Annotated in this window: 24 protein-coding genes; 6 read left to right on the top strand and 18 right to left on the bottom strand. The window is 58.9% G+C overall.

What is annotated here, in order from left to right; genetic code table 11:
* Window positions 1-29: 29 nt before the first annotated feature.
* The 8 genes from hfq to dusB form a co-directional block, all read right to left on the bottom strand.
* Window positions 30-287, bottom strand: coding sequence for an RNA chaperone Hfq (gene hfq, locus Q1B40_RS09440; protein WP_173006241.1), 258 nt, complete (start codon window positions 285-287; stop codon window positions 30-32).
* 186 nt (window positions 288-473) lie between these two features.
* On the bottom strand, window positions 474-1,337 hold the full coding sequence (locus tag Q1B40_RS09435; protein WP_299812976.1) for a D-amino-acid transaminase: 864 nt from the start codon (window positions 1,335-1,337) through the stop codon (window positions 474-476).
* 102 nt (window positions 1,338-1,439) lie between these two features.
* Window positions 1,440-2,816: a Trk system potassium transporter TrkA gene (trkA, locus tag Q1B40_RS09430; RefSeq protein WP_299812973.1), complete on the bottom strand. Its 1,377-nt coding sequence runs from the start codon at window positions 2,814-2,816 to the stop codon at window positions 1,440-1,442.
* Between the two features lie 50 nt (window positions 2,817-2,866).
* A complete protein-coding gene (locus Q1B40_RS09425) occupies window positions 2,867-4,234 on the bottom strand; it encodes a sigma-54 dependent transcriptional regulator (protein WP_299812970.1) in 1,368 nt (455 codons plus the stop codon).
* Window positions 4,224-6,479: a PAS domain-containing sensor histidine kinase gene (locus tag Q1B40_RS09420; RefSeq protein WP_299812966.1), complete on the bottom strand. Its 2,256-nt coding sequence runs from the start codon at window positions 6,477-6,479 to the stop codon at window positions 4,224-4,226. The genes Q1B40_RS09425 and Q1B40_RS09420 overlap by 11 nt, the downstream gene beginning before the upstream one ends.
* A 257-nt stretch (window positions 6,480-6,736) precedes the next feature.
* Entirely contained in the window at window positions 6,737-8,176 is a 1,440-nt protein-coding gene (gene ntrC, locus Q1B40_RS09415) for a nitrogen regulation protein NR(I) (protein WP_299814858.1), read from the bottom strand.
* Window positions 8,177-8,178: 2 nt separating this feature from the next.
* Window positions 8,179-9,330 (bottom strand): nitrogen regulation protein NR(II), encoded by a 1,152-nt coding sequence (locus Q1B40_RS09410; protein ID WP_299812963.1) that lies wholly within the window; start codon window positions 9,328-9,330, stop codon window positions 8,179-8,181.
* A complete protein-coding gene (dusB, locus tag Q1B40_RS09405; protein ID WP_299814855.1) occupies window positions 9,327-10,325 on the bottom strand; it encodes a tRNA dihydrouridine synthase DusB in 999 nt (332 codons plus the stop codon). Before dusB ends, Q1B40_RS09410 begins: the two co-directional genes overlap by 4 nt.
* A 169-nt stretch (window positions 10,326-10,494) precedes the next feature.
* Here dusB and Q1B40_RS09400 point away from each other — a divergent pair, with 169 nt between their 5' ends.
* The 5 genes from Q1B40_RS09400 to Q1B40_RS09380 all read left to right on the top strand — a co-directional run bounded on the left by Q1B40_RS09400 (window position 10,495) and on the right by Q1B40_RS09380 (window position 14,021).
* Window positions 10,495-11,760 (top strand): bifunctional 2-C-methyl-D-erythritol 4-phosphate cytidylyltransferase/2-C-methyl-D-erythritol 2,4-cyclodiphosphate synthase, encoded by a 1,266-nt coding sequence (locus Q1B40_RS09400; RefSeq protein WP_299812961.1) that lies wholly within the window; start codon window positions 10,495-10,497, stop codon window positions 11,758-11,760.
* Entirely contained in the window at window positions 11,757-12,266 is a 510-nt protein-coding gene (locus Q1B40_RS09395; protein ID WP_299812957.1) for a CinA family protein, read from the top strand. The genes Q1B40_RS09400 and Q1B40_RS09395 overlap by 4 nt, the downstream gene beginning before the upstream one ends.
* A 103-nt stretch (window positions 12,267-12,369) precedes the next feature.
* Window positions 12,370-12,837, top strand: a complete 468-nt coding sequence (locus tag Q1B40_RS09390) for a hypothetical protein (protein WP_299812954.1) — start codon at window positions 12,370-12,372, stop codon at window positions 12,835-12,837.
* A 124-nt stretch (window positions 12,838-12,961) separates the two neighbouring features.
* Window positions 12,962-13,498, top strand: a complete 537-nt coding sequence (locus tag Q1B40_RS09385; RefSeq protein WP_299812951.1) for a hypothetical protein — start codon at window positions 12,962-12,964, stop codon at window positions 13,496-13,498.
* A gap of 76 nt (window positions 13,499-13,574) precedes the next feature.
* Entirely contained in the window at window positions 13,575-14,021 is a 447-nt protein-coding gene (locus Q1B40_RS09380; RefSeq protein ID WP_299812948.1) for a hypothetical protein, read from the top strand.
* A gap of 59 nt (window positions 14,022-14,080) precedes the next feature.
* On the opposite strand, the gene Q1B40_RS09375 is transcribed toward Q1B40_RS09380, so the two are convergent.
* From Q1B40_RS09375 to Q1B40_RS09330, 10 genes are all read right to left on the bottom strand, one after another.
* Entirely contained in the window at window positions 14,081-14,533 is a 453-nt protein-coding gene (locus Q1B40_RS09375) for a type II toxin-antitoxin system RatA family toxin (RefSeq protein WP_299812945.1), read from the bottom strand.
* A 40-nt stretch (window positions 14,534-14,573) separates the two neighbouring features.
* Entirely contained in the window at window positions 14,574-15,548 is a 975-nt protein-coding gene (gene lipA, locus Q1B40_RS09370) for a lipoyl synthase (protein ID WP_299812942.1), read from the bottom strand.
* A gap of 55 nt (window positions 15,549-15,603) precedes the next feature.
* Entirely contained in the window at window positions 15,604-16,044 is a 441-nt protein-coding gene (locus tag Q1B40_RS09365; protein WP_299812939.1) for a thioesterase family protein, read from the bottom strand.
* The gene (locus Q1B40_RS09360) at window positions 16,041-16,280 is read right to left on the bottom strand and encodes a GlsB/YeaQ/YmgE family stress response membrane protein (RefSeq protein WP_299812936.1); all 240 of its coding nucleotides are present in this window, start codon (window positions 16,278-16,280) and stop codon (window positions 16,041-16,043) included. Before Q1B40_RS09360 ends, Q1B40_RS09365 begins: the two co-directional genes overlap by 4 nt.
* Window positions 16,281-16,302: 22 nt before the next feature.
* The gene (locus Q1B40_RS09355; protein ID WP_299812933.1) at window positions 16,303-16,551 is read right to left on the bottom strand and encodes a GlsB/YeaQ/YmgE family stress response membrane protein; all 249 of its coding nucleotides are present in this window, start codon (window positions 16,549-16,551) and stop codon (window positions 16,303-16,305) included.
* Between the two features lie 100 nt (window positions 16,552-16,651).
* Complete coding sequence (gene lpdA / locus Q1B40_RS09350; protein ID WP_299812930.1) at window positions 16,652-18,094, bottom strand: dihydrolipoyl dehydrogenase; 1,443 nt, start codon at window positions 18,092-18,094, stop codon at window positions 16,652-16,654.
* A 69-nt stretch (window positions 18,095-18,163) separates the two neighbouring features.
* Window positions 18,164-19,501, bottom strand: coding sequence for a pyruvate dehydrogenase complex dihydrolipoamide acetyltransferase (locus Q1B40_RS09345; protein ID WP_299812927.1), 1,338 nt, complete (start codon window positions 19,499-19,501; stop codon window positions 18,164-18,166).
* A 16-nt stretch (window positions 19,502-19,517) separates the two neighbouring features.
* Window positions 19,518-20,906 (bottom strand): pyruvate dehydrogenase complex E1 component subunit beta, encoded by a 1,389-nt coding sequence (locus Q1B40_RS09340; protein WP_299812924.1) that lies wholly within the window; start codon window positions 20,904-20,906, stop codon window positions 19,518-19,520.
* 14 nt (window positions 20,907-20,920) lie between these two features.
* Window positions 20,921-21,970 (bottom strand): pyruvate dehydrogenase (acetyl-transferring) E1 component subunit alpha, encoded by a 1,050-nt coding sequence (pdhA, locus tag Q1B40_RS09335; RefSeq protein WP_299812921.1) that lies wholly within the window; start codon window positions 21,968-21,970, stop codon window positions 20,921-20,923.
* A 174-nt stretch (window positions 21,971-22,144) separates the two neighbouring features.
* Entirely contained in the window at window positions 22,145-22,438 is a 294-nt protein-coding gene (locus Q1B40_RS09330; protein WP_299812917.1) for a septum formation initiator family protein, read from the bottom strand.
* Window positions 22,439-22,619: 181 nt separating this feature from the next.
* Here Q1B40_RS09330 and Q1B40_RS09325 point away from each other — a divergent pair, with 181 nt between their 5' ends.
* The gene (locus Q1B40_RS09325) at window positions 22,620-23,270 is read left to right on the top strand and encodes a protein-L-isoaspartate(D-aspartate) O-methyltransferase (RefSeq protein WP_299814852.1); all 651 of its coding nucleotides are present in this window, start codon (window positions 22,620-22,622) and stop codon (window positions 23,268-23,270) included.
* Window positions 23,271-23,299: the final 29 nt, after the last annotated feature.

The following is a 23,299-nucleotide window of genomic DNA, read 5'->3' as shown; positions in this document are numbered from 1 at the left end:
AAATCGTCTGCGCGAGACTTGGGTTTCAATCAGCTTGCCTTTTCCGCGTTTTCCTCAGCCTGATCGAACAGTTGAACAGGTCCGTTTGGCATAATTGTGGAAATCGCGTGTTTATAAACAAGCTGAGAATGTCCGTCACGCCGGAGCAGGACACAAAAGTTATCAAACCAGGTCACGACACCCTGCAACTTGACGCCGTTGATGAGAAAAATCGTCAGGGGAGTTTTTTGTTTGCGAACGTGATTGAGGAAAGTGTCTTGAAGATTTTGTGCGCGCTCAGCCATCAGTCTTTTTATCCTGTTTCTCCCGGATGCGGCCGAGCATCCGGCGTTTACGCGGCTTACCGTCGAAAACCCTTCAAATTCAAACACTAAGGTTTAACGTGCCGCTCGCTTTTTGCATTGCCCACCAGATAGAACTGTCTGCCCCAGCTCTATATTGTAACTAAATTCTGCCCAACAAGCCCAGTCGAATCATACCATCTGGAAATCAGTAGCAGTATGGAACAGTTCGCGCAATCGGGTTGCAACCGTACCTGGATGGCCATTTCCGATCACCTTGTCGTCCACTCGCACGACCGGCATGACGATGCTCGTCGCCGCCGTAACGAATGCTTCCTTCGCATCAAATGCTTCTTCAAGGCTAAATGGCCTTTCTTCGAAAGTCAGCCCCTCCCGGCGAATAAGCTCAAGAACAACTGCACGGGTAATGCCCTTGAGGATCCCGCTCTCGGCCGGTCGCGTGACGAGCGTCCCCTCCTTCGTGACGATCCACGCATTCGTGGACCCGCCTTCGGTGACAAAGCCGGTTGTGTCCACATACCAGGCTTCCTTGCCGCCATGCTCCTTGGCATTCTGCTTCGCGAGCACGTTGGGCAGTAGCGCCACCGTCTTGATGTCGACCCTGGGCCAGCGGTTCTCGGGATAGCTGACCACCGCGATGCCTTCAGCCGCCTGGGCGCTCGCCGCTTCCAGATTGGTGGAGCGGGCGGTAACGACGATGGAAGGTGCCACGTCATCAGGCGGGAAAAAGTGATCGCGCCTGGAAACGCCCCGGGTGACCTGGATATAGACCAGCCCGTTGCGCACCATGTTGCGCCGTGCAACCTGGCGCACCACGAATTCAACCGCAGCCCTTGTCATCGGCCACCCGATGCGCAATTCGCTCAGGGATCTGTCGAGACGGTCCAGATGCCGCGGCATATCGACGATCTGGCCATGCCAGACCTCGCAGACCTCGTAAACGCCATCGGCGAACTGATAGCCCCGGTCTTCCACGTGCACTGCGGCATCCGCATGACGGACGTACTGACCGTTGACATAGGCAATCCGGCTCATGTTTCCTCCAAGGAAGGGCGGTTCTCTGCGAACCGATTGGTTTCTCGTGAAATTTGACCACAAGATGCGTCAAACGCAAGGTCAGAAAGTGAGCGAAACGCCTTAAAAGAAATCCAGGCTGACCCGGAACATCTGTTCGACCTGACGCACCCTGCTCGCAACCGCAAAAATAACGATCCGGTCCTGAGCCTGGATCTGAAGATCTCCGTTCGGCGTCAGAACTTCGCCGCCGCGGAAAACCGCCCCCACACGGATGCCGGAGGGCAGATCGATCTCCCGCAAGGGTTTTCCGACAAGCGGAGACGTATCCAGTGCCTCGGCCTCGACGATTTCCGCCGCGCCGTTCTGCAGGGAATGCACGCCCCTGATGCGGCCACGCCGCACATGCTGCAGAATGCGCGAAATCGTCACTGCACGGGGATTGATGAATGCATCGATACCCAGAGCATTGGCGAAAGCCGGATAGCTCGGGTTGTTCAAAAGGGACAAAGAGCGTTTGCAGCCGAGCTTTTTCGCCATCACAGACGAAAGAATGTTCACCTCGTCGTCGTTGGTCAAAGCCACCATCGTGTCGGCGTCGCCTGCGTCGGCCTCGTTGAGGATGGTCTGGTCCAGGGCGCTGCCATGCAGGATCACGGAGCGTTTGAGCTCGTCCGCCACTTCCATGGCCCGCTCGCGCGATGCCTCGATCAGCTTGATTTTCGTTCCCGACTGCCTCTGCTCCAGAGCTTTTGCGACATAAAGACCGATATTGCCGCCGCCGGCGATCACCACCTTGGCCGCTTCCGGCTCCTCATGGCCGAAAATGCTCAGCGTGCGGCGCACCTGGTCGCGCCGCGCAACCACATAGGCCAGATCGCCGGTCAGAATGGAATCGCTGCTCTTGGGTACGAAAAGCCGGTTGTTCCGGTAAATGCCGACGACAACGGCACCCAGATCCGGAAACAGTTCCGTCAACTGGCGCAACGGCGTGTCGACGACCGGGCAGTCTTCCTCGCAGATGATGCCGACAACCACCACATGATCGTCCGCAAAGCGGACGGTCTCGACCGCTCCCGGCAATGCCAGGCGGCGCAGCACCATTTCACCAACTTCAATTTCCGGCGAAATGATCACGTCGATCGGCATGTGATCGCGGGAAAAGAGGTTGCGCCACCGGCCCTGCAGATAGGATTGCGCACGGATACGGGCGACCTTGGTCGGCACGTTGAAGAGCGAATGCGCCACCTGACAGGCCACCATGTTGACTTCGTCGTACAATGTGACCGCAACGATCATGTCGGCTTCTTCAGCGCCGGCCTGGGCCAGAATATCCGGATGCGCCCCGTGCCCGACAAACCCGCGTACGTCGAGTTGGTCGCCGATCGCATTGATCAGTTGCGGAGAGGAATCGATCACCGACACATCGTTCTGCTCCGCGGCGAGGCGTTCGGCAATGCCGTAGCCCACCTGTCCGGCGCCGCAAATAACGATTTTCATGGGAGGGACCCTTTCCCGCTCTGCCGTCTATTCCTGAGGCTTCACGCCCCTCAGGTCATGCCCAGGGTTTTCAGTTTGCGGTGAAGCGCAGACCGTTCCATACCGACAAATTCAGCCGTCCGCGAGATGTTCCCGTCAAATCTTTTGATCTGAGCCTGCAGATATTCGCGTTCGAATATCTCGCGCGCCTCCCGCAAGGGGACGGACATCAGGTGCTCGCCGGTTCCCGAGGTCGGCAGATTCGGCAGGGTTTCGCCGATTTCGGCAGGCAGCAGGTCTGCCGTGATCGTACTGTCCGGATCGCCCCGGCTGAGGATCAGCAGGCGTTCGACGTTGTTGCGCAGCTGGCGCACATTTCCCGGCCAGTCGTGCGTCTGCAGAACCGCCATGGCATCGTCGCCGATCGGTCGGAGCGGAATGCCGGAAGCCGCCGAGATCTGTTCCATGAAGTGGTGGACGAGAACGGGAATATCCTCGCGCCGTTCCGCCAGGCCCGGTACGCGCAGGGGCACCACACTGAGACGGTGATAGAGATCCTGCCGGAAAAGTCCGGACCCGATGTGTTCTTCCAGGTTCTTCGACGTGGAAGACAGGATACGGATATCGACCTGAACCTTCTGCGTGCCGCCGACACGGGAAAAACTCTGCTCGACCAGCACCCTGAGGATCTTTCCCTGGGTCTCTGCCGGCATGTCGGCAACCTCGTCAAGATAGAGCGTGCCGCCATGAGCTTCCTCAAGTGCGCCGATCTTGCGCAGGCTGCCGGTTTCGTCCTCGATGCCGAACAGCTCTTCCTCCATGCGCGCCGGCGTGATGGTCGCTGCGTTGAGGACGACGAACGGGCTTTTCGCCCGCGGCGAAAGATCGTGGATCATCCGGGCCGCCCGCTCCTTGCCGGCCCCGGACGGGCCGATGATCAGGATGCGGCTGTTGGTGGCGGAGATCTTCTGGATTGTCTGTCGCAGGTTATGTGCGGCCGAAGAATTACCGACAATATCGCTGGTTTCACCGCTGCGCTGTTTCAGGTCGCGGATTTCGCGCTTCAGGCTCGAAGCTTCCAGGGCACGCTCGACAATATGCACAAGCCGATCTGCCTTGAACGGCTTTTCAATATAATCGTAGGCGCCTCGCTTGATCGCCGAAACGGCCGTCTCGATGTTGCCGTGGCCGGAAATGATCACCACCGGCAGGTCGGGATCGGATTCCTTCAGGACATCCAGAAGCGCCAGCCCGTCGAGCCGGCTGCCCTGCAGCCAGATATCCAGAATGACGAGGGAGGGCCTGCGTTCTTTCACAGCGGCCAGCGCGCGGTCGGAATCCGCTGCCGTCCGCGTTCCGTAGCCGTCATCGTCAAGGATACCGGCAATCATTTCCCGGATATCGGTTTCGTCGTCTACGACAAGAATATCATGCGCCATGGGCAGTCACTGCTTGATCTCTGTCCTCGGTCTCCGGTTCGCTTTCGGCATGTGCTGCCAATGTCAGGCGAACGAGAGTTCCCGTATCTTCAGGGTTGGATTTGGGAGCGTCGAGCAATTCGATACCGCCCCCATGGTCTTCAAGGATTTTCCTTACGATGGCAAGGCCGAGGCCCGTACCCTTTTCCCGCGTGGTCATGTAAGGCTCCAGCAGGCGGTTTCTGTTTTCTTCCGGCAAGCCGATGCCGTTGTCCGTCACGTCGATCACGATCCGTCCACCGTCTTCCGCGCGCAGCGACACCGTGACCCGCCCGTCCGGCAGATCCTCGCCCGTCCTGGCGCTGACCGCCTCGGTCGCGTTCTTCACCACGTTCGTAAGCGCCTGTCCCACGAGACGGGCATCGAAGACCGCCTCAACCGGTTTATCCGGCACGTCTGCTTTCACACTGATTTCCGGATTTGCCACCGACTGCATGAAGGCGGCGTCACGCACCGCCTCGCGAAGATCGCCCTTCGACTTGGTGGGCTTGCGCATGCGGGCGAAGGAGGAAAACTCATCGACCATCTGGCCGATGTCGCCAACTTGTCTGACAATTGTGTCGATACACTGATCGAAGACCTCCCGGTCTTCTTCAATGCGTTTTCCATAGCGCCTGCGGATACGTTCGGCGGACAGCTGGATCGGCGTCAGCGGGTTCTTGATTTCATGCGCGATCCTGCGGGCAACATCCGCCCAGGCGGAATTGCGCTGTGCTGAGACAAGATCGGTAATGTCGTCCAGCGTCACCACGAAGCCGTGTTCGCGGCGTGTCGACTGTTCGCTGGTGATACGCACGTTGATCGTGCGCAGCCGCCCGCCGCGGCCGATCTCGACCTGCGTTTCGGGAAGCCTGTCCCCCGGGCTTTGAAGCGCTTCCGAAATACAGTTCTTCAGCTCCGGCACAACCTCGATGAGAGACTTGTTGAGGATCTGCACTTCGTCCAGCATGAGAAGTTCCAGCGCGGATCTGTTGATCAGCATGATGGACGCCTCGTCATCGACACCGATCACGCCGGTCGAGACCCCCGACAACACGGCCTCGTTGAAGCGGCGGCGGCGGTCGATCTGTTCGTTGGCGGCAAGCAGTGCGTCGCGCTGACCGAGAAGCTGCCCGGTCATCTTGTTGAAGGTGGCCCCGAGGTTTGCAAGGTCGCCGGCGGATTTCTCGGTCCCGACCTTGACGGCAAGATTGCCCTTTGAAACCTCGTCAGCCGCGGAGATCAGGGCGCGGATCGGAGACACCAGCTGGTTCGCGAACCCGAAGCCGATCCAGATGGCCGACAGCAGCAACACGAGCGCCACCCCGAGATAGACAAGCGCAAAGGCGACCTGCACGCCGAAGCGGCTGCTCTCCATTTGCTGGTACTGGGACGCTCCGTCCTCGGCCAGACGAAGATATTCGACGACGCGCGGATCGATGGCCCGCACCGCATAAAGATAAAAATTGTCGTAGGCGGACAGCTTCATCACGCCGCCGACGATGTTGGAACTCCCCGGCGCGATCAGGATGGGATCGCCGGATTTGGCCTTGAAGAAACTGTCGGCGGGCGGCAGAGGAATATCCGCGTTGGGATCAAGGATAATCCGCGTCACCACATCCCCGTTTTCATTCAACATGAAAGCGCCGAGAATGCCGCGCAGCGAAACCTGAGTGGAAAAGAACTGGTCGAAACGCGAGGGCTCAAAGTCATAGACCGCCTTGGCCCGGTCTATGTCGTTGGTCATGGCGATCAGATCGCCGCGCAGCACTCTGGCGTGTTCCTGGAGATAAGCCTGTGCCACGGTCAGGGCGTTATCGATGATCTGCCGCGTGCGGTCCTCGAACCATCGGTCAAGACCGCGATCGAGCGTTATGGCAGCCAGTATCGCCATCAGAACGGCAGGAACGGCCGCGACCACGCTGAACAGGGCAACCACCCGCACGTGAAGCCTTGCAGCAGCCCGCCCCCGCCGCCGGGCCTGCCAGAGCTTCAGGATCTCGAAGGCGATGACACCAAGCAGAACGGCGGCCAGCGCGCCGTTGATCGTCATCGCCGTCTTGATGACGTCCTGGGTGGGATCGATCGACGTGAGGCCCATCAGAATGGCGAAAGTCACACCGATCGATATCAGTGCAACAACCATTATCGCCAGACCGGCGCGTCGCCAGATCCTGCCGGCAGCGCTCGACTGCGCAACGGATTTCTGTGCCGCTTCTAGTATCATTGAACCTCGAACAGATGCCGTCGGAAACGCGCGGCACAGGCTTCTAGACTGCTTGCGGCAAACTTATCACACAATGTTGCGAAATTGCGACAGGGTTGGTTGAAGGAAGAAAAAATGCGGTGGACGAACCGGCGCATGGAGCGTCAAAAGGCACACCGCTGTTTTTATCAATGACACCGCACGCAAGTTTTGATCCTGCGCGCGGCTCTTTTTTGACGTTTGCCAGCAGCCGTTCGGCCAAACATGGCTCAAGCGTTCTAACGGGTCGAGCGCATCACCTGGATGTCCAGATCCCGGATCTTCTTGCGCAAGGTGTTGCGGTTCACCCCGAGCAGTTCAGCGGCCTTGATCTGGTTGCCGCGGGTTGCGGCAAGTGCGGCGCTGATCAGGGGATATTCCACTTCGCGCAGAATTCGGTGGTAGAGGCCCGGAGGAGGAAGCGCCTCGCCGAAGGTGTCGAAATATCCGCCAAGGTAACGTTCGACGGAACCGCCAAGATTTACGGTCTCGTTCGACTCCTCTTCCATGGAGGAGACGGATGGCTGGCTCAGCTCGTGCTCAAGCAGGTTTTCGCTGATCACATCCTGCGGATAGAGCGCTGCAAGCCGCCGGACAAGATTTTCCAGCTCACGTACGTTGCCCGGCCAGCGGTATCGGCGCAGCAGATTGAGGGCGCTCTGGTCGATCTGTTTGGCGGGCAGGCCTTCCTTCTCCACGATTGCAAAGAAGTGCCGGACAAGATCGGGGATATCCTCAACCCGCTCGCGCAGCGGCGGCAGGCGTATCGGCACCACGTTCAGGCGGAAATACAGATCCTCGCGGAACAGTCCCTGATTGATCAGATGGCGCAGATCCTTGTTTGTCGCCGCGACAATCCTGACATCGGTCTTGATCGGCGTACGGCCACCGACAGTCGTGTATTCGCCCTGCTGCAGAACCCGCAAAAGCCGGGTCTGGGCTTCCATCGGCATGTCGCCGATCTCGTCCAGGAACAGCGTTCCGCCATCGGCCTGCTCGAAGCGGCCTGAACTGCGGTTCTGTGCACCGGTAAAGGCGCCCTTCTCGTGGCCGAACAATTCAGCCTCGATCAGATCCCTCGGGATCGCCGCCATGTTGATGGCAACGAAGGGTCCGTTGCGCCGCTTGCCGTAGTCATGCAGGGCGCGCGCCACCAGCTCCTTGCCGGTGCCCGACTCGCCGTTGATCATCACCGTAAGGTCGGTCTGCATCAGCCGGGCCAGAACCCGGTAGATTTCCTGCATCGCAGGCGAACGGCCAACCAGGGGCATGCCTTCGCCGGCGTCGTCCAGGTCAACCGCCGGACGCTTCTTCGGCTCTTCAAGCGCTCGTTGAACAATACTCGTCAACTCTTTGAGATCAAAGGGCTTGGGAAGATACTCGTAAGCCCCTTTCTCGGAGGCCTTGATGGCCGTCATGAAGGTGTTCTGCGCACTCATGACCAGAACCGGAAGGTCCGGCCGCATCTTTTTCATACGCGGCAGAACGTCGAAAATATTCTCGTCCGGCATGACGACGTCGGTAATGACCAGATCGCCGTCTCCCGAAGACACCCAACGCCACAATGTCGAGGCATTAGATGTCAATCGGACGGTATAGCCGGCCCGGGAAAGCGCCTGATTGAGTACGGTGCGGATAGCCGCGTCGTCATCTGCAACTAGGATCGTGCCTGTCGGCATGGTCAATCAGTTCCTCTGTTAGGCGTATCGGAATCAGGTATTCCATCGCCTGCAAATGCGGGCATCAGGATCCGGAAAACGGTTTTGTGCCGCTGGCTGTCGCATTCGATCACGCCGCCATGGTCGCCGATGATTTTGGCGACAAGCGCAAGTCCGAGCCCGGATCCGTTGGTTTTCGTAGTGATGAACGGCTCGAAGAGGTGCGGAAGCAGATCTTCCGGCACACCGGGGCCGTTGTCCTGAACACAGAATTCAAGCGGCAGTCCAACCTTCTCCGCCGTGCCCGGAACGGACAGCCGCACACCGGGCCGGAAGGCTGTCGAGATCCGGATCTCGCCGTCCGGGTCGTCGCCGATCGCTTCGCTTGCGTTCTTGATCAGGTTCAGGAACACTTGGATGAGCTGATCCTTGTTGGCAAACACCGGCGGCAGGGAAGGATCGTAGATCTCGTGGATCTTCTTGCCACGGGCAAAGCCGCTGTCGGACAGGCGTTTCACATGATCAAGCACCACGTGAATATTCACCGGTTCCCGCTCGATCGGCCGTTCGTCGGAGAAGACCTCCATCCGGTCGACAAGTTTAACGATCCGGTCCGTTTCATCCATGATAAGGCGTGTCAGAGCCCGGTCTTCACTTGGAACCGATTGCTCGATCAACTGCGCCGCGCCGCGGATGCCTGAAAGCGGGTTCTTGATCTCGTGAGCCAGCATGGCGGCCAGACCCGTAACAGTGCGCGCAGCGCCCCTTGAGGTGAGCTGGCGATCGATCTTTTCCGCCATCGTGCGCTCCTGAAACATCAGGACGACAGCACCGGGACGATCGGCGACGGGAGCGGCGTTTATGTCCACCACCCGCGGCGCACCAATGCGCGGAGTGCCGATATCCACCTTGTACTCGTTGACCGCCGCACCGCGTTCGCGCACCTGATCAATCAGGGTCAGGAGCGGACTGCCGAAGGGAACAAAATCACTGATGGGATGGCGTCTCAGGACAGACACGCTTGAACGCATGAAGATTTCCGCCGCCATGTTGGCCGATTCAATGACACCATCGGGCGCCACGAGAAGCACTGGATGCGGCAGGGCATCCAGGATGGTTGGCCCATCACTGGCGAGTGCGGCCGTCCGGCCTGTCGCAGACACAGTATCCGTCACGCAGCTGTCCGTTTGTTCGAGGAAGAAAACCAGTCGGCCGCTAGGCGTATCACCTGCTCCGGCTGACGGGATGTCATGAGCGTTTTCCGGACCGGTCCCGGACAGGTATCTCCGCCATCCGCCGCGTCCATGTACCAGCCGAGATGCTTGCGCGCGATGCGCAGCCCCTGCCCCTCGCCGTAGTGACTCAGGATGGCGTCGTAATGTTCGCTGACAAGCTCTGCCAATTCACTCCCGACCGGTTCCGGCAGTTGCTCTCCCGTCGCCAGGAAACGGCTGACATGACCGGGTAGCCAGGGCCGCCCGTAGGCACCGCGGCCGATCATCACGCCATCTGCCCGAGAAGCGGAGAGCATCCGCTCCGCGTCCTGAAAACTCTTGCAGTCGCCATTGGCGATCAGGGGCACGGAAATCGCGTCCCGGACTGCTGCGATCGCATTCCAATCCGCGCTTCCCTTGTAGAACTGGCAGCGCGTGCGCCCGTGCACCGTGATCAGTTGAACACCGGCCGCCTCGGCGCGCCGTGCCAGTTCCGGCGCATTGATGGATTGCTCGTCCCACCCGAGCCGCATTTTCAGCGTCACGGGAACATCGACGGCATTCACGGTCGCCTCTATCAGCGAAAGAGCATGATCGAGATCGCGCATCAGCGCGGAACCTGAATAGCCGGAGGTCACTTTCTTGGCGGGGCAGCCCATGTTGATATCGATGATGTCTGCGCCGAGACCGGCAATGACCTTCGCCGCCTCCCCCATCCAGTGCGCCTCACGGCCCGCAAGTTGCACAACGTGCAGCCCCTTCCCCTGCGACTCGGCACGCATCTGGGTTTCCGCGTCGCCTCTCAGAAAGGATTCGCTGGCGACCATTTCGCTGACCACCATGCCGGCACCATATCTTGCAGCCAGTCTGCGGAAAGGCAGGTCGGTGACACCGGACATTGGCGCAAGCACGGCCCTGCCCGGTATTACATGACGTCCAATCGAAATCGTTTTCATCAGTGGCGACACAAGGCTCTCTTTTTCTGCTCATTGCCTGTGCATTTTATGAATTGCCTATATTGTAGACAATTTCTGCAGCGCAACAAGTCAAAATTTGCAGTCGATACAAGTTCTTCGTTAAAGACGGTGCGTTGGTTTCGGAATGCCCCCTGCAAGGAGACCTTAAATGGCCAAAACGGCGGCAGCCCTCGTTGTTGCTGCTGGGCGTGGGTCACGCCTGGCGGATCCAAGAACTTCAGTGCCCAAGCAATACCGGCTTCTTGCCGGGCAACCGGTGGTGACCCATACACTGAACGCCTTGGGGAATCATCCCCGGATTTCACATATGGTGACCGTGATACATCCGGACGATACCGGCCTTTATGACGATGCCGTTTCGGCAGCTTCCAAAAACTGGTCGCACAAACTGAAGCAGGCTGTTTTCGGGGGCGACACCCGGCAAGTGTCCGTGCATGCAGGTCTCAAGGCTCTTGCGGATACCCATTGCGACTATGTCCTGATCCACGACGCCGCACGCCCGTTTCTGACTCATGACGTCATCGACAGACTGCTCGATGAACTCGACGCTGGGGCGGAGGGCGCGCTTGCCGCCACGCCGGTCGTCGATACTCTCAAAAAGCAGAAAGAGGCCGGCCAACCGCTGGAAACAATCGACCGCGAGAACCTCTGGGCAGCGCAGACGCCGCAGGCATTTCCGCTGTCGCGGATTTCCCGGGCTCACGAAAACGCCGCACAATCCACTCGCACGAACTTTCCCGACGACACCAGTCTGGCGGAGTGGGACGGGATGACGGTTGTTCTGAGCGCCGGAGACCCTTCAAATTTCAAGATCACGACCGCAGCCGATCTCAAGCGTGCGGCTCAACAGGCGAGTTTGCTGACCATGCCCGAGACCTCACACGCGGACCGCCCGCTTTCGGAACTGACCGATATACGCAACGGCATCGGTTACGATGTCCATGCTTTCGAAGACGGTGATGCGGTCATTCTCGGCGGCGTAAACATCCCCCATACACAAAAGCTCAAGGGCCATTCCGACGCCGATGTCGTTCTGCACGCCATTACCGATGCGACGCTCGGTGCAATCGGTGACGGGGATATCGGCCAGCATTTCCCGCCTGGAGATTCTCAATGGAAAGGCGCGTCCTCCGACAGGTTCCAGGAAGACGCCATGCGCCGGCTGTCGCAGATGGGTGGCAGGCTGGCCCATATCGACGTGACAATCGTCTGCGAGGAGCCGAAGATCGGGCCGCACCGTGACAGGATCCGCGCGTCGATTGCCGAAATCTGCCGCCTGCCGCTGTCCCGGGTTTCGGTCAAGGCTACAACTTCGGAAAGACTGGGCTTCACCGGCCGCAAGGAAGGTATCGCCGCCCTTGCCAGCGTGACGGTAAGATTGCCTTTTGAAGAAACTGAAGGAACCGCGCCATGACGGACAGGACACCGCTCAGTCTGGATGACCTCACCCCGCTTGCGCAGAGCGTTCTCGATGCCCTGATAGCCGCAGGCAAGATGGTGGCCACCGCGGAATCCTGCACCGGCGGCCTGATTTGCGGGACGCTTACCGAAGTTGCCGGTTCCTCAGCCGCCGTCGATCGGGGTTTCGTCACCTATTCCAATGAGGCCAAGACCGAGATGTTGGGTGTGCCCGCCGACATGATCGAAAAGGTCGGCGCCGTCAGCAAGGAAGTCGCCATCGCCATGGCGGAAGGCGCGCTTGCACGGTCCAACGCGGATGTCGCGGTTTCCGTTACGGGCATCGCCGGCCCGGGTGGCGGCAGTGAGGAAAAGCCGGTCGGCACGGTTCATATCGCTGTCGCGAGCAAGGGAAAACCGACCGGTCATGTTCACTGCTGGTTTGCGGATCGAGGCAGGAAGTCTATCCGACTTGAAACGGTACAGACTGCCTTAACATCTATTCTAAATGCGATTTCCTGAGTAAAATCTCATTAATGGTGCCAAAAGTTGTTTCTGGATTCCCCTCAAGACGGGCGTATAGTTGCATCATCTTGACCGTCGGAAATCCCGAAAGCAGCAATACATGAAGAGAATATCAGCGACACTTTTCGCAGTCGTATCGTTCGGCAGCACCGTGTTTGCAGGAACTGTTGCGCAACCGGGTGACTTCTATCTTATCTCACGGGACCGCGACGGATTCTTCGTCGGAAGCCACAAGCTGTTTGTGGATCCCTACAAGGGCTTGAACAAGGTTTCATACTGCAACCGCGACTATTTCGTGCGCAGCCATTCCGTCGCCTGGACGGAAGTTGAGAGCCGCCGCGGTCATGTGGTCCGCATCGAGTATAATTTCGGCCGTGGCTGGAGACCCATCTGCGAGGGGCCGGAAGATCAGGTCACCTTGATGGATATCGGGATTGCCATGAGCGCCGACGACGTTCTGGAGACCTCGGAAGAAGGCACCACCGGCCAAAGCCGTCTGTCCTCCATCGGAGCCATGTTCCAGACCGGCAAGTCGGGCCACACAGACAGCAGCTACCACACGCGCTGACCTGCCCTTTCTGCATAAGTCAATTTCCGCTCATCTTTTCAGGTTCCCGAATTTTCGAGAGCGTAAAGTTTTATTAAAAGCTCCATTCCTTGCGAAACAGCTTTTACAAAGACTTGCTGTAGCGGTGAGCCTTCAGGAACTGGGTTTCGATCGAAACGCGCTACGGGATAATTTGATGTCAATCCGAAATACGATGCTTGTCGCAAGCGTGCTTATCATGGCTGCTGCAGATGCCTTTGCGGAAAGCGACCTGCCGAAGGCCGGAGATACCTACATTATTTCCCGCGACGAATACCACGGTTTCCGCGGTTCCCATCGCATCTACGACAGGATGTCAGAAGGACTTGTGGAGGTCGAGTATTGCGGCCGGCCCTACTGGGTCCGCTTCGCAACTGTAGCCTGGACGCAGCTTGAGGTTGAACGGGAAAATGCCGTGCGCGTCGAGTTCAACCGGGGCAAAGGCTGGCAGCCGATTTGCGCGCACCCTGAAAGGCAGGTAACCTTGCTTGACCTTGGAGTTCAGGAAGATCCGCGGATCGTGGTTCAAAATGATGGCGTGCCTGTCCAACGCGTGAGCCGTTTTGCGGCCATACGCGATACGTTCCGGACAACAGTCGATGATGCGGCCAAGTCGTTTCATGGCCGCCAAAAAGACAAGTAAGGCTCAAGTAAGCCTGACATCGTATAATTCTGAAATAGCTGGGGTGAACTGAACACGCTGGATAAGGAATTTCAAAATGAAACGCTTGATAGCGTTGCTGGTCTTCGCGATTGCCACAAGCGGTTGTCTGACCGGGGCGGCGCTTGGCCAAAGTGATTTCTACATCCGATCCCACTATTCCAATGGCGGTTTCACGGGATCCCACGAGATTCTGAGGAAACCGAAAGAAGGTTATTACAAAGCGCGCTACTGCGATCTGACCTTCTGGGTCTCTTCAACCACCGTCGCCTGGACCGAGGAACAGGCCGCAGCAGGTCAAAGCCTGGTGGTGGAAGAGGACAACGGCGCAGTCTCCAGAGCCGGCCGAAAAATAGTCTGCGACAACTACCAGTCTTTCGCCACACTCGAAGATCTCGGGCTGAAGCCCGCGGAAATAGACGAGCTTCGTGGAACAGGCGCGTCCGTAGACATGAAATCGAGCCGTATCCGGACAATCCGTGACGCCTTCAAGCAATTCAAATAGGTGCTGAGCCGGAATGAAGAGCGGGTCTCATTAATGGAAGACCGGCCGTGACCGGACCATCAGGTCCCGTAAACTTCATCCGCCCGCGTTTCGAAGGCGCTGGAAAATTTGCGGAACGCCCTGTCGAACATGACGCCCATCAGGGAGCCGAGCGTCCGGCTGCGGAACTCGTAGGAAATATAGAAGCCGACGTTGCTGGCGCCCTCACCCAGGTCCTCGAAAGTCCAGGTATTTTCCAGATGCTTGAACGGCCCGTCAAGATATTCCACCAGGATAGTGCGCTCATCGGGACGCAATTCCACGCGGCTGGTGAAGGTTTCCTTGAAAAGCTTGTAGGCCACGGTCATGTCGGCGACCAGAACGGTGTTCCCGTTCTCGAGTTCCTTCCGCCCGCGAACCTGCAGATCCTGGCACAACGGCACGAACTGCGGATACTGTTCCACATCCGCGACCAGACGAAACATGTCGTCGGCGTTGTGAGCGACCTTGTGATTGGATGAATAACTGGGCATTCAGTTCGTCTGACCGTGTTGCAATCCGTATCTAGTGATCTCAGCGTCCGAGCCTGGCCATGCGGGCGGCGCGCAGATCCGCGAAATCCTCTCCGGCATGATGCGAGGAACGGGTCAGCGGGCTGGCGGAGACCTTCAGAAAGCCCTTGGCGTAGGCAATGCGCTCATAGCCCTTGAATTCTTCCGGTGTAACGAATGACAGAACCGGATGATGCTTCTTTGACGGCTGAAGATACTGACCGATGGTCAGGAAATCCACGTCTGCGGCGCGCAGATCGTCCATCAGCTGAAGGACTTCGTTACGCTCTTCTCCGAGGCCGACCATGATGCCGGACTTGGTGAACATTTCAGGATCCAGCTCCTTCGCCTTCTGAAGAATGCGGATCGAATGGAAATAGCGCGCGCCGGGACGAACTTTCAGATATTTCGACGGCACTGTTTCAAGATTGTGATTGAAGACATCGGGCTTCGCTTCGACCACGATCTCCAGCGCGCCCTCCTTGCGCAGGAAATCCGGGGTCAGCACTTCAACAGTCGTTGAAGGCGAGGTCTTGCGTATGGCGCCGATCACATCGGCAAAATGCCTGGCGCCGCCGTCGTCAAGGTCGTCCCGGTCCACGGATGTGACGACAACATGTTCCAGTCCCATGGCCGCCACGGCATCCGCAACGCCCTGAGCCTCATTGGTGTCAACGGGACCCGGCATGCCCGTGCGCACATTGCAGAAAGCGCAGGCGCGCGTGCAGGTGTCGCCCAGGATCATGAAACTGGCGTGTTTCTTGGACCAGCATTCGCCGATATTCGGGCAGCCTGCTTCTTCGCACACTGTCACAAGATTGTTTGCGCGAACCACCTCTTGGGTTTCGCGGTAGACCGGCGACGTCGGCGCCTTGACACGGATCCACTTGGGCTTGCGCTGCACCGGATTGTCCGGGCGGTGCGCCTTTTCCGGGTGGCGCGGACGCGCCTCGGACTTTTCCTGCGGGCGATTGAGCGTATCGACGATCGTAACCATGCAACTTACCTGTCGTTATTCCCTTGAAAGGTCAAGTCTCAAACCCAATTGCCAGCTATGTTCCAACTGCAGAACTCACAAGAGTTTCGAGCCGCTGCCTGGCTTTCTCGGACAGCGGTTGGGATTTGCGCGTTGCCTCATTCATCTGAACGGCCACCGTTACGGCCCGCGCGACAGGCACGCCGTCCTGAAACACGCACTGAAAGAGCCGGAACGAGCTGCGCCCGACTTCACTCACCGCCGTGCCGATTTCAACGTCTCCGGGCCAGTTGACCTCGGCCAGGAAATCCATTTCCAGGCGGGCAATCACAAAGGCAGCGCCCTCGTCCGCTAGAGCTTCCCGATAAAGAAGATCGACGCGGCCTGTCTCCAGAAAGGTGGAAAAAACCGCGTTGTTCACATGGCCCTGGCGGTCCGTATCCCGATAGCGAAGCTTGTCGCTCGTCCGGAGCGGAAAGGCTTCTATCCCGGCGTCGTTGGCACCCGCCGTTGTCACTTGAACATCTTCTTCCAGATGAACAGAAACAGGATGGCCCCCAGCACGGAAATGATCAGCCGGTCCAGGATCCCTCCGGTTACGTTCAAATTGAGGATGGAAGCAAGCTCACCCCCGATCAGCGCCCCGACGAGGCCGACAACGAGGCTTCCGAGGAAGCCTCCTCGGCTGTTGAGCACCCTGTGGGCAACTGCGCCTGCGATGAGGCCGATGATAACCGTGATGATCAATCCCATCGCAGCAGTCTCCGTAATCCAATCAGGCCAGCAGCCGCGCAATCAGCACGACGACAATCGCACCGATGGCAGCCACGACGATCTCAGTCACATAGGCGTTTCCGAGGTTCAGATTGATCCCCGCAATCCTGAAGAGGAAACCGCCGACGAATGCACCGATCAAACCAGTAATGAGGTAACGCACCAATCCGCCGCCGCCAACGACGACACTTGCCAGCCAGCCGGCCAGGATGCCGATAACGATCCAGATCAGAATTGATTTTACGTCCATGACTGAAACCTCCCGTTTGCCCGAAACGGACAGCTTCACGTTGCCGTAAATGCTGTCCGAATCTGTAGTTCCCTACCCCAAGTCCGATCCGCGGACATGCCTACATGTTCAGCACACGGCCATAGGCATCGAGTACGGATTCCTTCATCATTTCAGAAAGGGTCGGATGCGGGAACACCGTGTGCATCAGATCCTCTTCCGTCGTCTCCAGGTTCATGGCGACAACGTATCCCTGTATGAGTTCGGTCACTTCCGCGCCGACCATATGCGCCCCGAGCAACTGACCGGTCTTCGCGTCGAAGATTGTCTTGATCAGACCTTCCGGCTCACCCAGGGCAATCGCCTTGCCGTTGCCCATGAACGGAAAACGACCGACCTTGATGTCATATCCGGCTTCTTTCGCCTTCGGTTCCGTGAGGCCGACGGAAGCGACCTGCGGATTGCAATAGGTGCATCCCGGGATCATCGACTTGTCCATCGCGTGCACATCCTTGCCAGCGATCTTCTCGACACAGATCACGCCCTCATGCTCGGCCTTGTGAGCCAGCATCGGGGGCCCTGCCACGTCGCCGATCGCATAGATGCCCGGTACGTTGGTGCGGCCGAAGCCATCGATCACGACGCAGCCCCGATCGGTCTTGACGCCAAGATCCTCCAGACCAAGATTTTCGATGTTTCCGACGACCCCGACCGCGGAAATCAACTTTTCGGCCTTCAGGTCCTGTTTCTTGCCGTCCTTGGTCTCGACCGTGGCAGTCACGCCGCCGGAACCCTTCTTGACGGAGGAAACCTTGGCTTCGAGCAGGAACTTGATGCCCTGCTTTTCCATCATCTTCTTTGCCATAACGGAGATTTCCGGATCTTCGACCGGCATGATGTTCGCCATCATCTCGATGACCGTCACGTCCACACCCATGGTGCGGTAGAAGGAGGCGAACTCGATGCCGATGGCGCCGGAGCCCATGACGATCAGCGACTTCGGCATCGCCGGCGGCACCATGGCCTCGAAATAGGTCCAGATGTCCTTGCCGTCCGGCTCGATACCCGGAATGGCGCGCGGACGCGCACCGGTCGCCACGATGATATGCTTGGCCTTGTAGATGCCCTCCCCCTTGGTGCCTTTCGGTGCCGGGTGCTGAGGTTCCATGGCCTTCTTGGAAGTCTTGGAAACGGTGACTTCACCCGCCTTGGTGACCTTGCCTTCGCCCCACAGGATATCGACCTTGTTCTTCTTCATCAGAAAGCCGATGCCGCCGTTGAGCTGACCGGACACCCCGCGCGAACGCTTGACCACGGCACTCGCATCGAAAGAGATCTTCTCCGCCGACAGGCCGTAATCCTTGGCATTCTGCATGAAGTGGTAGATCTCGGCGGAACGAAGCAGCGCCTTGGTCGGTATGCAGCCCCAGTTGAGACAAATGCCGCCCATGTGCTCGCGTTCGACGATTGCGGTCTTGAAGCCCAGCTGGGCAGACCGTATCGCGGTCACGTAACCGCCCGGACCGGATCCGATGATGATCACATCGTAGTTGGTATCAGCCATGGTGTGTTCCCCGGCGAAAGAAGTCATCGTTGACAACGGCGCGGCAGGGTGCCGCGCCGGAGGGCTGCTTCAGACAAGCATGCTCATCGGATTTTCGATGTAGCCCCTGAACGCGCCAAGCACGGACGCCCCGAGCGCACCGTCCACGCAACGGTGGTCAGTGGAGAGCGTCACGCTCATGACGGTGGCCACGGCCAGTTCGCCGTCCTTGACCACGGCACGCTGTTCCCCTGCACCGATCGCCAGAATGGTGGCATGCGGCGGGTTCACCACGGCTGAGAAGTTCTTCACACCCATCATGCCCATGTTGGAAACAGCCGTCGTGCCGCCCTGGTATTCTTCCGGCTTCAGCTTGCGTTCCTTCGCCCGCTTGCCGAGGTCCTTCATCTCGTTGGAGATGACGGACAGCGACTTTTCTTCCGCGCGCCGGATGATCGGGGTAATGAGACCGCCCGGGATCGACACGGCAACACCGACATCGGCATGCTTGTGCATCACCATGTCGCTATCGGTCCAGGACACGTTTGCATCGGGCACGTCACGAAGCGACAGCGCCAGTGCCTTGATGATCATGTCGTTGACCGAAAGCTTGTAGGCAGGTTTGTCGTCCTTGTCCTTCGAAGCCGAGTCGTTCAGCTGCGCCCGCAGCGCCAGAAGCGCGTCCAGCTCACAATCCACGGTAACGTAGAAATGCGGGATGGTCTGTTTGGACTCCGTCAGACGCTTGGCGATGGTCTTGCGCATGCCGTCATGCTGCACGAGCTCGTAAGAGCCTTCCTCGAAAAGTTTCAGCACTTGATCGGCAGACTGACCTGCCGCCGGAGCCGCGGCCGCCTTGGGAGCTTCGGCCGCCGCCGGAGCCGCCTTGCCGGTACCTGCGGCAAGTGCCGCCTCGATATCGCGCTTGACGATCCGCCCATGCGGGCCGGAACCGGACAAGGCCTTCAGGTCGAGGCCATTCAACTGGGCCAGACGGCGCGCCAGAGGCGAGGAAAAAATCCGCTCTCCGCCCGAGGTCTTCGGTGCCGGAACCGGATCGCTCACAGCCTTGGCACCGACTTCTATCGCCGGCGCGCTGTTGGGAACCGCAGGAACTTTGTCGGCACTTGGTGCAGCGGCAGATGCACCGCCGCCACCGGACGTATCGATCGCGCCGGCATCCTCACCGTCTTCCAGAAGCACGGCGATCAACGCGTTGACCTTCACCCCGGCAGTGCCCTCGGGCACGACGATCTTGCCGACCGTGCCTTCGTCCACCGCTTCGACTTCCATCGTGGCCTTGTCGGTTTCTATCTCGGCGATGACATCGCCGGCGGAAACCTTGTCGCCTTCCTTGACCAGCCACTTGGCCAGGTTGCCCTCCTCCATGGTCGGAGAAAGGGCCGGCATGGTGATATTGATTGGCATGTCCGTCTCCCGCGCCTCAGGCTGTATAGGTTACGGCTTTGACCGCATCGATGACTTCACCGACATTCGGCAGCGCCAGCTTTTCCAGGTTTGCCGCATAAGGCATCGGAACGTCCTTGCCGGTCACGCGAGCAATCGGTGCATCGAGATAATCGAACGCTTTCTCCTGCACCTGGAAGGCGATTTCCGACGAGACCGAACACATCGGGAAAGCCTCTTCCACGGTGACGAGTCGGCCTGTCTTGCGCACCGAAGCCAGAACCGTGTCGATATCCAGCGGACGGATCGTGCGCAGATTGACGACTTCTGCCGAAATCCCCATTCCGGCCAGCTCTTCAGCAGCCTTCATGGCGTAGGTCATGCCTATGCCCCAGGACACCAGCGTGACGTCCGTTCCACCGCGCTCGATCTTCGCCTTGCCGATCGGCAGGACAAAATCGTCCATGTCCGGGATCTCGAAGGAATGCCCGTAGAGGATTTCATTTTCCAGGAAGATGACGGGATTCGGATCGCGAATTGCGGCTTTCAGCAGCCCCTTGGCGTCCGCTGCCGAGTAGGGCTGGACCACCTTGAGGCCTGGCACATGCGCAAACCAGGCGGCATAGTCTTGCGAGTGCTGCGCACCGACGCGGGCAGCCGCACCGTTCGGACCACGGAAGACGATCGGTGCGCCCATCTGGCCACCGGACATATACAGCGTCTTGGCGGCGGAGTTGATGATCTGGTCCATCGCCTGCATGGCAAAGTTGAAGGTCATGAATTCGACGATCGGCCGAAGACCCGCCATCGCCGCACCGACACCAAGACCGGCAAAGCCATGTTCGGTGATCGGTGTATCGATCACGCGCTTGTCGCTGAACTCGGCCAGAAGGCCCTGGGTGATCTTGTAGGCGCCCTGGTATTCGGCGACTTCCTCACCCATCACGAAGACATCCCCGTCCCGGCGCATCTCTTCCGCCATTGCGTCTCGCAAGGCTTCGCGCACGGTGGAGCTCTTCATCGAAGTGCCTGCCGGAACCTCCGGGTCTTCCGCCGTTTCCGGGGCAGGAGCTTGAGGCGTCGGTGCGGAGGCAACCGCCGGAGCACTCGCCGCTTCCTGTTTGGCCGGGGCTGCCTCGGCAGCCGGCGCGGAAGCTGCAGCGTCTATCGCGCTTGCATCTTCACCCTCGGCCAGAAGGATGGCGATCTTCTCGTTGACCTTGACCGCATCGGTGCCTTCGGCAACCAGGATCTTGCCGAGCGTGCCTTCATCGACCGCTTCGACTTCCATGGTGGCCTTGTCGGTTTCAATTTCGGCGATCACATCGCCTGCACTCACGGTATCGCCCTCTGACTTGAGCCATTTGGCGAGTTTACCTTCTTCCATTGTCGGCGAGAGAGCCGGCATCAAAATGTCGATCGGCATGATATACCCCCGCTTTAAATCAAGATATCGGTGTAAAGTTCAGACGCGTCCGGTTCCGGATCTGTCTGCGCGAATTCGGCCGCTTCCGCGACACGCGCCCGGACATCCTTGTCGATGCCCTTCAGATCGTCTTCGGACGCCCAATTCTTCTCGATAAGGCGCTTGCGCACCTGCTCGATCGGGTCATGCTCGGTACGCATCTTCTGAACTTCGTCCTTGGAGCGGTACTTCGCCGGGTCGGACATGGAATGACCGCGATAACGGTAGGTGATCATCTCGAGAATGTAGGGCCCCTTGCCGGAGCGGCACCATTCCAGCGCCTTCGCGCCCGCCGCACTGACGGCACGCACGTCCATGCCGTCAACCTGCTCGCCCGGAATACCGAAGGATTCGCCGCGCTTGGAGAGATCGGTCGTGGCCGAAGCACGGGCAACGCTGGTTCCCATGCCGTATTTGTTGTTCTCGATCACGTAAACGACCGGCAGCTTCCACAGCTCGGCCATGTTGAAGCTCTCGTACACCTGGCCCTGGTTGGAGGCACCGTCGCCGAAGAACGCCATAGCGACATTGCCGTTCTCACGGTACTTGTTGGCGAATCCGAGCCCCGTTCCAAGCGGCACCTGCGCCCCGACGATGCCGTGACCGCCGTAGAAGTGCTTTTCCTTGGAAAACATGTGCATCGAACCGCCCTTGCCTTTCGACAAGCCGCCACGGCGCCCGGTCAGCTCGGCCATGACGCCTTTCGGATCGAGGTCCATTGCCAGCATATGACCATGGTCGCGGTAACCGGTTATCATCTGGTCACCGTCCTTCTTGGCCATCTGCAGGCCAACGACGACGGCTTCCTGACCGATGTACAAATGACAAAATCCGCCGATGAGGCCCATGCCGTACAACTGTCCGGCTTTTTCCTCAAATCGGCGGATCAGAAGCATTTCTCGGTAAGCGTGAAGTTCCTGGTCCTTATCGAACTCGGCGATCGCAGGCTCGGCCTTCTTGGCGGAGCTACGGGTCCGGCTGGTGCTCTTGGAGCTAGCGGAGGTGGTCTTTGATGTTGCGGCCATTACCCTCATCTCGACGTGGCGTTTCCCCTAAGACGTGTAGCAGCAACTTATCCTGTTGCCGCTGTCAATCCAATCCATCTATCTCGCAATGCGAAATCCGGATACATTGTTGTATCCGTTACTGGAATTAATTTTTAACTGGATTTGAGTTAAGGGGAGATTATGAACTGAAATTCAGTTTATCTCGTAACGGTGACCGGGTCTCAGGACGACCAGTTCATTGCTGTGCACCACATTGAGATTGAGCCGGGCGCGTTCGTCCAGCATATCCGGATCGAGGCTCTCCGGACGCAGCAGGCTGACCCGTGCGTGAAGCTCCTGCCGTTCGGCGGCGAGTGCTGCAAGTTCGGTTTCCAGCTCGGAGACCTGCCGCTCGATCATGGCGCGACCGACCAGTCCCAATTCGCCATTCATGGCATGAAAACCGAAATAGCCGAGCGCTGCAATGGCGATTGCAGGCGTAATCAACCGGCGGAATACGGACTTTTTTCTCTGACGCGTGGCTGCTCGGGGCACTCTTGGACCTTAACGCTGAACTCGTGGCCTCTTTATCCGCTTACTATGCGGCCTTAGGTTTAATAGAGTCTTGCGAAAGCCGTTCAAATGCACGCAAATATTGTGACCGGCCTGGAGCACTGCCGTGAATTCGATGAAGTCCCAACGCAAGGAAATGGTGCTTCGGCAGCTTGAAGGCCGCGGCATCCGGGACGGGCGCGTCCTTGCCGCCATGCGCAAGGTTCCCCGGCACCTTTTCGTGCCCGCCGAACAGCAGGCCGCTTCATATAATGACGGCCCCTTGCCGATCGGTTTCGGCCAGACCATTTCCCAACCCTATATCGTTGCGCTGACATGCGAATTGCTGGACCTTTCCGGTGACGGCAAGGTGCTGGAGATCGGCGCGGGCTGCGGCTACGCAGCGGCCGTACTGGCGGAACTTGCCGAGGAGGTCTTCACGATAGAACGCATGCCGGAACTGGCTGAGCTCGCGAAAGAAAATCTCGTAAAAGCGGGCTATCCGGATGTTCGCGTGGTCTGCGCCGACGGCAGCCTGGGGTATCCCGACGAAGCCCCTTTCGATGCTATCGCCGTTGCGGCCGGCGCACCGGCCCCTCCCGACCACCTGAAGCAACAGCTCAAGATCGGCGGCCGGCTGGTTGTTCCGGTCGGCTCGAACAGCCGGTATCAGGAGCTTTTGAAAATAACACGCCTGTCAGACACCGACTACGAGACGATATCCCATGGAGAGGTCGCCTTCGTACCGTTGGTCGGCGCGGGAGGCTGGCCGGACGAAGGATACTGAGCAAAGTGGATTCGCTGTTAAAGTGAAGC

It is taken from the genome of uncultured Roseibium sp., from assembly GCF_947496995.1.
Lineage (GTDB): Bacteria > Pseudomonadota > Alphaproteobacteria > Rhizobiales > Stappiaceae > Roseibium.
Note: the sequence above shows the minus strand (reverse complement) of the source record. Positions and strands in the feature narration are given on the sequence as shown.

Bases quoted from the DNA above. Each gene is read 5' to 3' on its own strand.
- lipA (WP_299812942.1), bottom strand. From the start codon at position 15,548: ATGGTTACGATCGTCGATACGCTCAATCGCCCGCAGGAAAAGTCCGAG.
- Q1B40_RS09345 (WP_299812927.1), bottom strand. From the start codon at position 19,501: ATGCCAATCAATATCACCATGCCGGCCCTTTCTCCGACCATGGAGGAG.
- trkA (WP_299812973.1), bottom strand. From the start codon at position 2,816: ATGAAAATCGTTATTTGCGGCGCCGGACAGGTGGGCTACGGCATTGCC.
- Q1B40_RS09375 (WP_299812945.1), bottom strand. From the start codon at position 14,533: ATGCCCAGTTATTCATCCAATCACAAGGTCGCTCACAACGCCGACGAC.
- Q1B40_RS09435 (WP_299812976.1), bottom strand. From the start codon at position 1,337: ATGAGCCGGATTGCCTATGTCAACGGTCAGTACGTCCGTCATGCGGAT.
- Q1B40_RS09420 (WP_299812966.1), bottom strand. From the start codon at position 6,479: ATGATACTAGAAGCGGCACAGAAATCCGTTGCGCAGTCGAGCGCTGCC.
- Q1B40_RS09395 (WP_299812957.1), top strand. From the start codon at position 11,757: ATGACGGACAGGACACCGCTCAGTCTGGATGACCTCACCCCGCTTGCG.
- Q1B40_RS09340 (WP_299812924.1), bottom strand. From the start codon at position 20,906: ATGCCGATCGACATTTTGATGCCGGCTCTCTCGCCGACAATGGAAGAA.
- Q1B40_RS09425 (WP_299812970.1), bottom strand. From the start codon at position 4,234: ATGGCGCATGATATTCTTGTCGTAGACGACGAAACCGATATCCGGGAA.
- Q1B40_RS09390 (WP_299812954.1), top strand. From the start codon at position 12,370: ATGAAGAGAATATCAGCGACACTTTTCGCAGTCGTATCGTTCGGCAGC.
- Q1B40_RS09360 (WP_299812936.1), bottom strand. From the start codon at position 16,280: ATGGGATTGATCATCACGGTTATCATCGGCCTCATCGCAGGCGCAGTT.
- Q1B40_RS09355 (WP_299812933.1), bottom strand. From the start codon at position 16,551: ATGGACGTAAAATCAATTCTGATCTGGATCGTTATCGGCATCCTGGCC.
- Q1B40_RS09325 (WP_299814852.1), top strand. From the start codon at position 22,620: ATGAAGTCCCAACGCAAGGAAATGGTGCTTCGGCAGCTTGAAGGCCGC.
- lpdA (WP_299812930.1), bottom strand. From the start codon at position 18,094: ATGGCTGATACCAACTACGATGTGATCATCATCGGATCCGGTCCGGGC.
- ntrC (WP_299814858.1), bottom strand. From the start codon at position 8,176: ATGCCGACAGGCACGATCCTAGTTGCAGATGACGACGCGGCTATCCGC.
- dusB (WP_299814855.1), bottom strand. From the start codon at position 10,325: ATGAAAACGATTTCGATTGGACGTCATGTAATACCGGGCAGGGCCGTG.
- Q1B40_RS09400 (WP_299812961.1), top strand. From the start codon at position 10,495: ATGGCCAAAACGGCGGCAGCCCTCGTTGTTGCTGCTGGGCGTGGGTCA.
- Q1B40_RS09380 (WP_299812948.1), top strand. From the start codon at position 13,575: ATGAAACGCTTGATAGCGTTGCTGGTCTTCGCGATTGCCACAAGCGGT.
- pdhA (WP_299812921.1), bottom strand. From the start codon at position 21,970: ATGGCCGCAACATCAAAGACCACCTCCGCTAGCTCCAAGAGCACCAGC.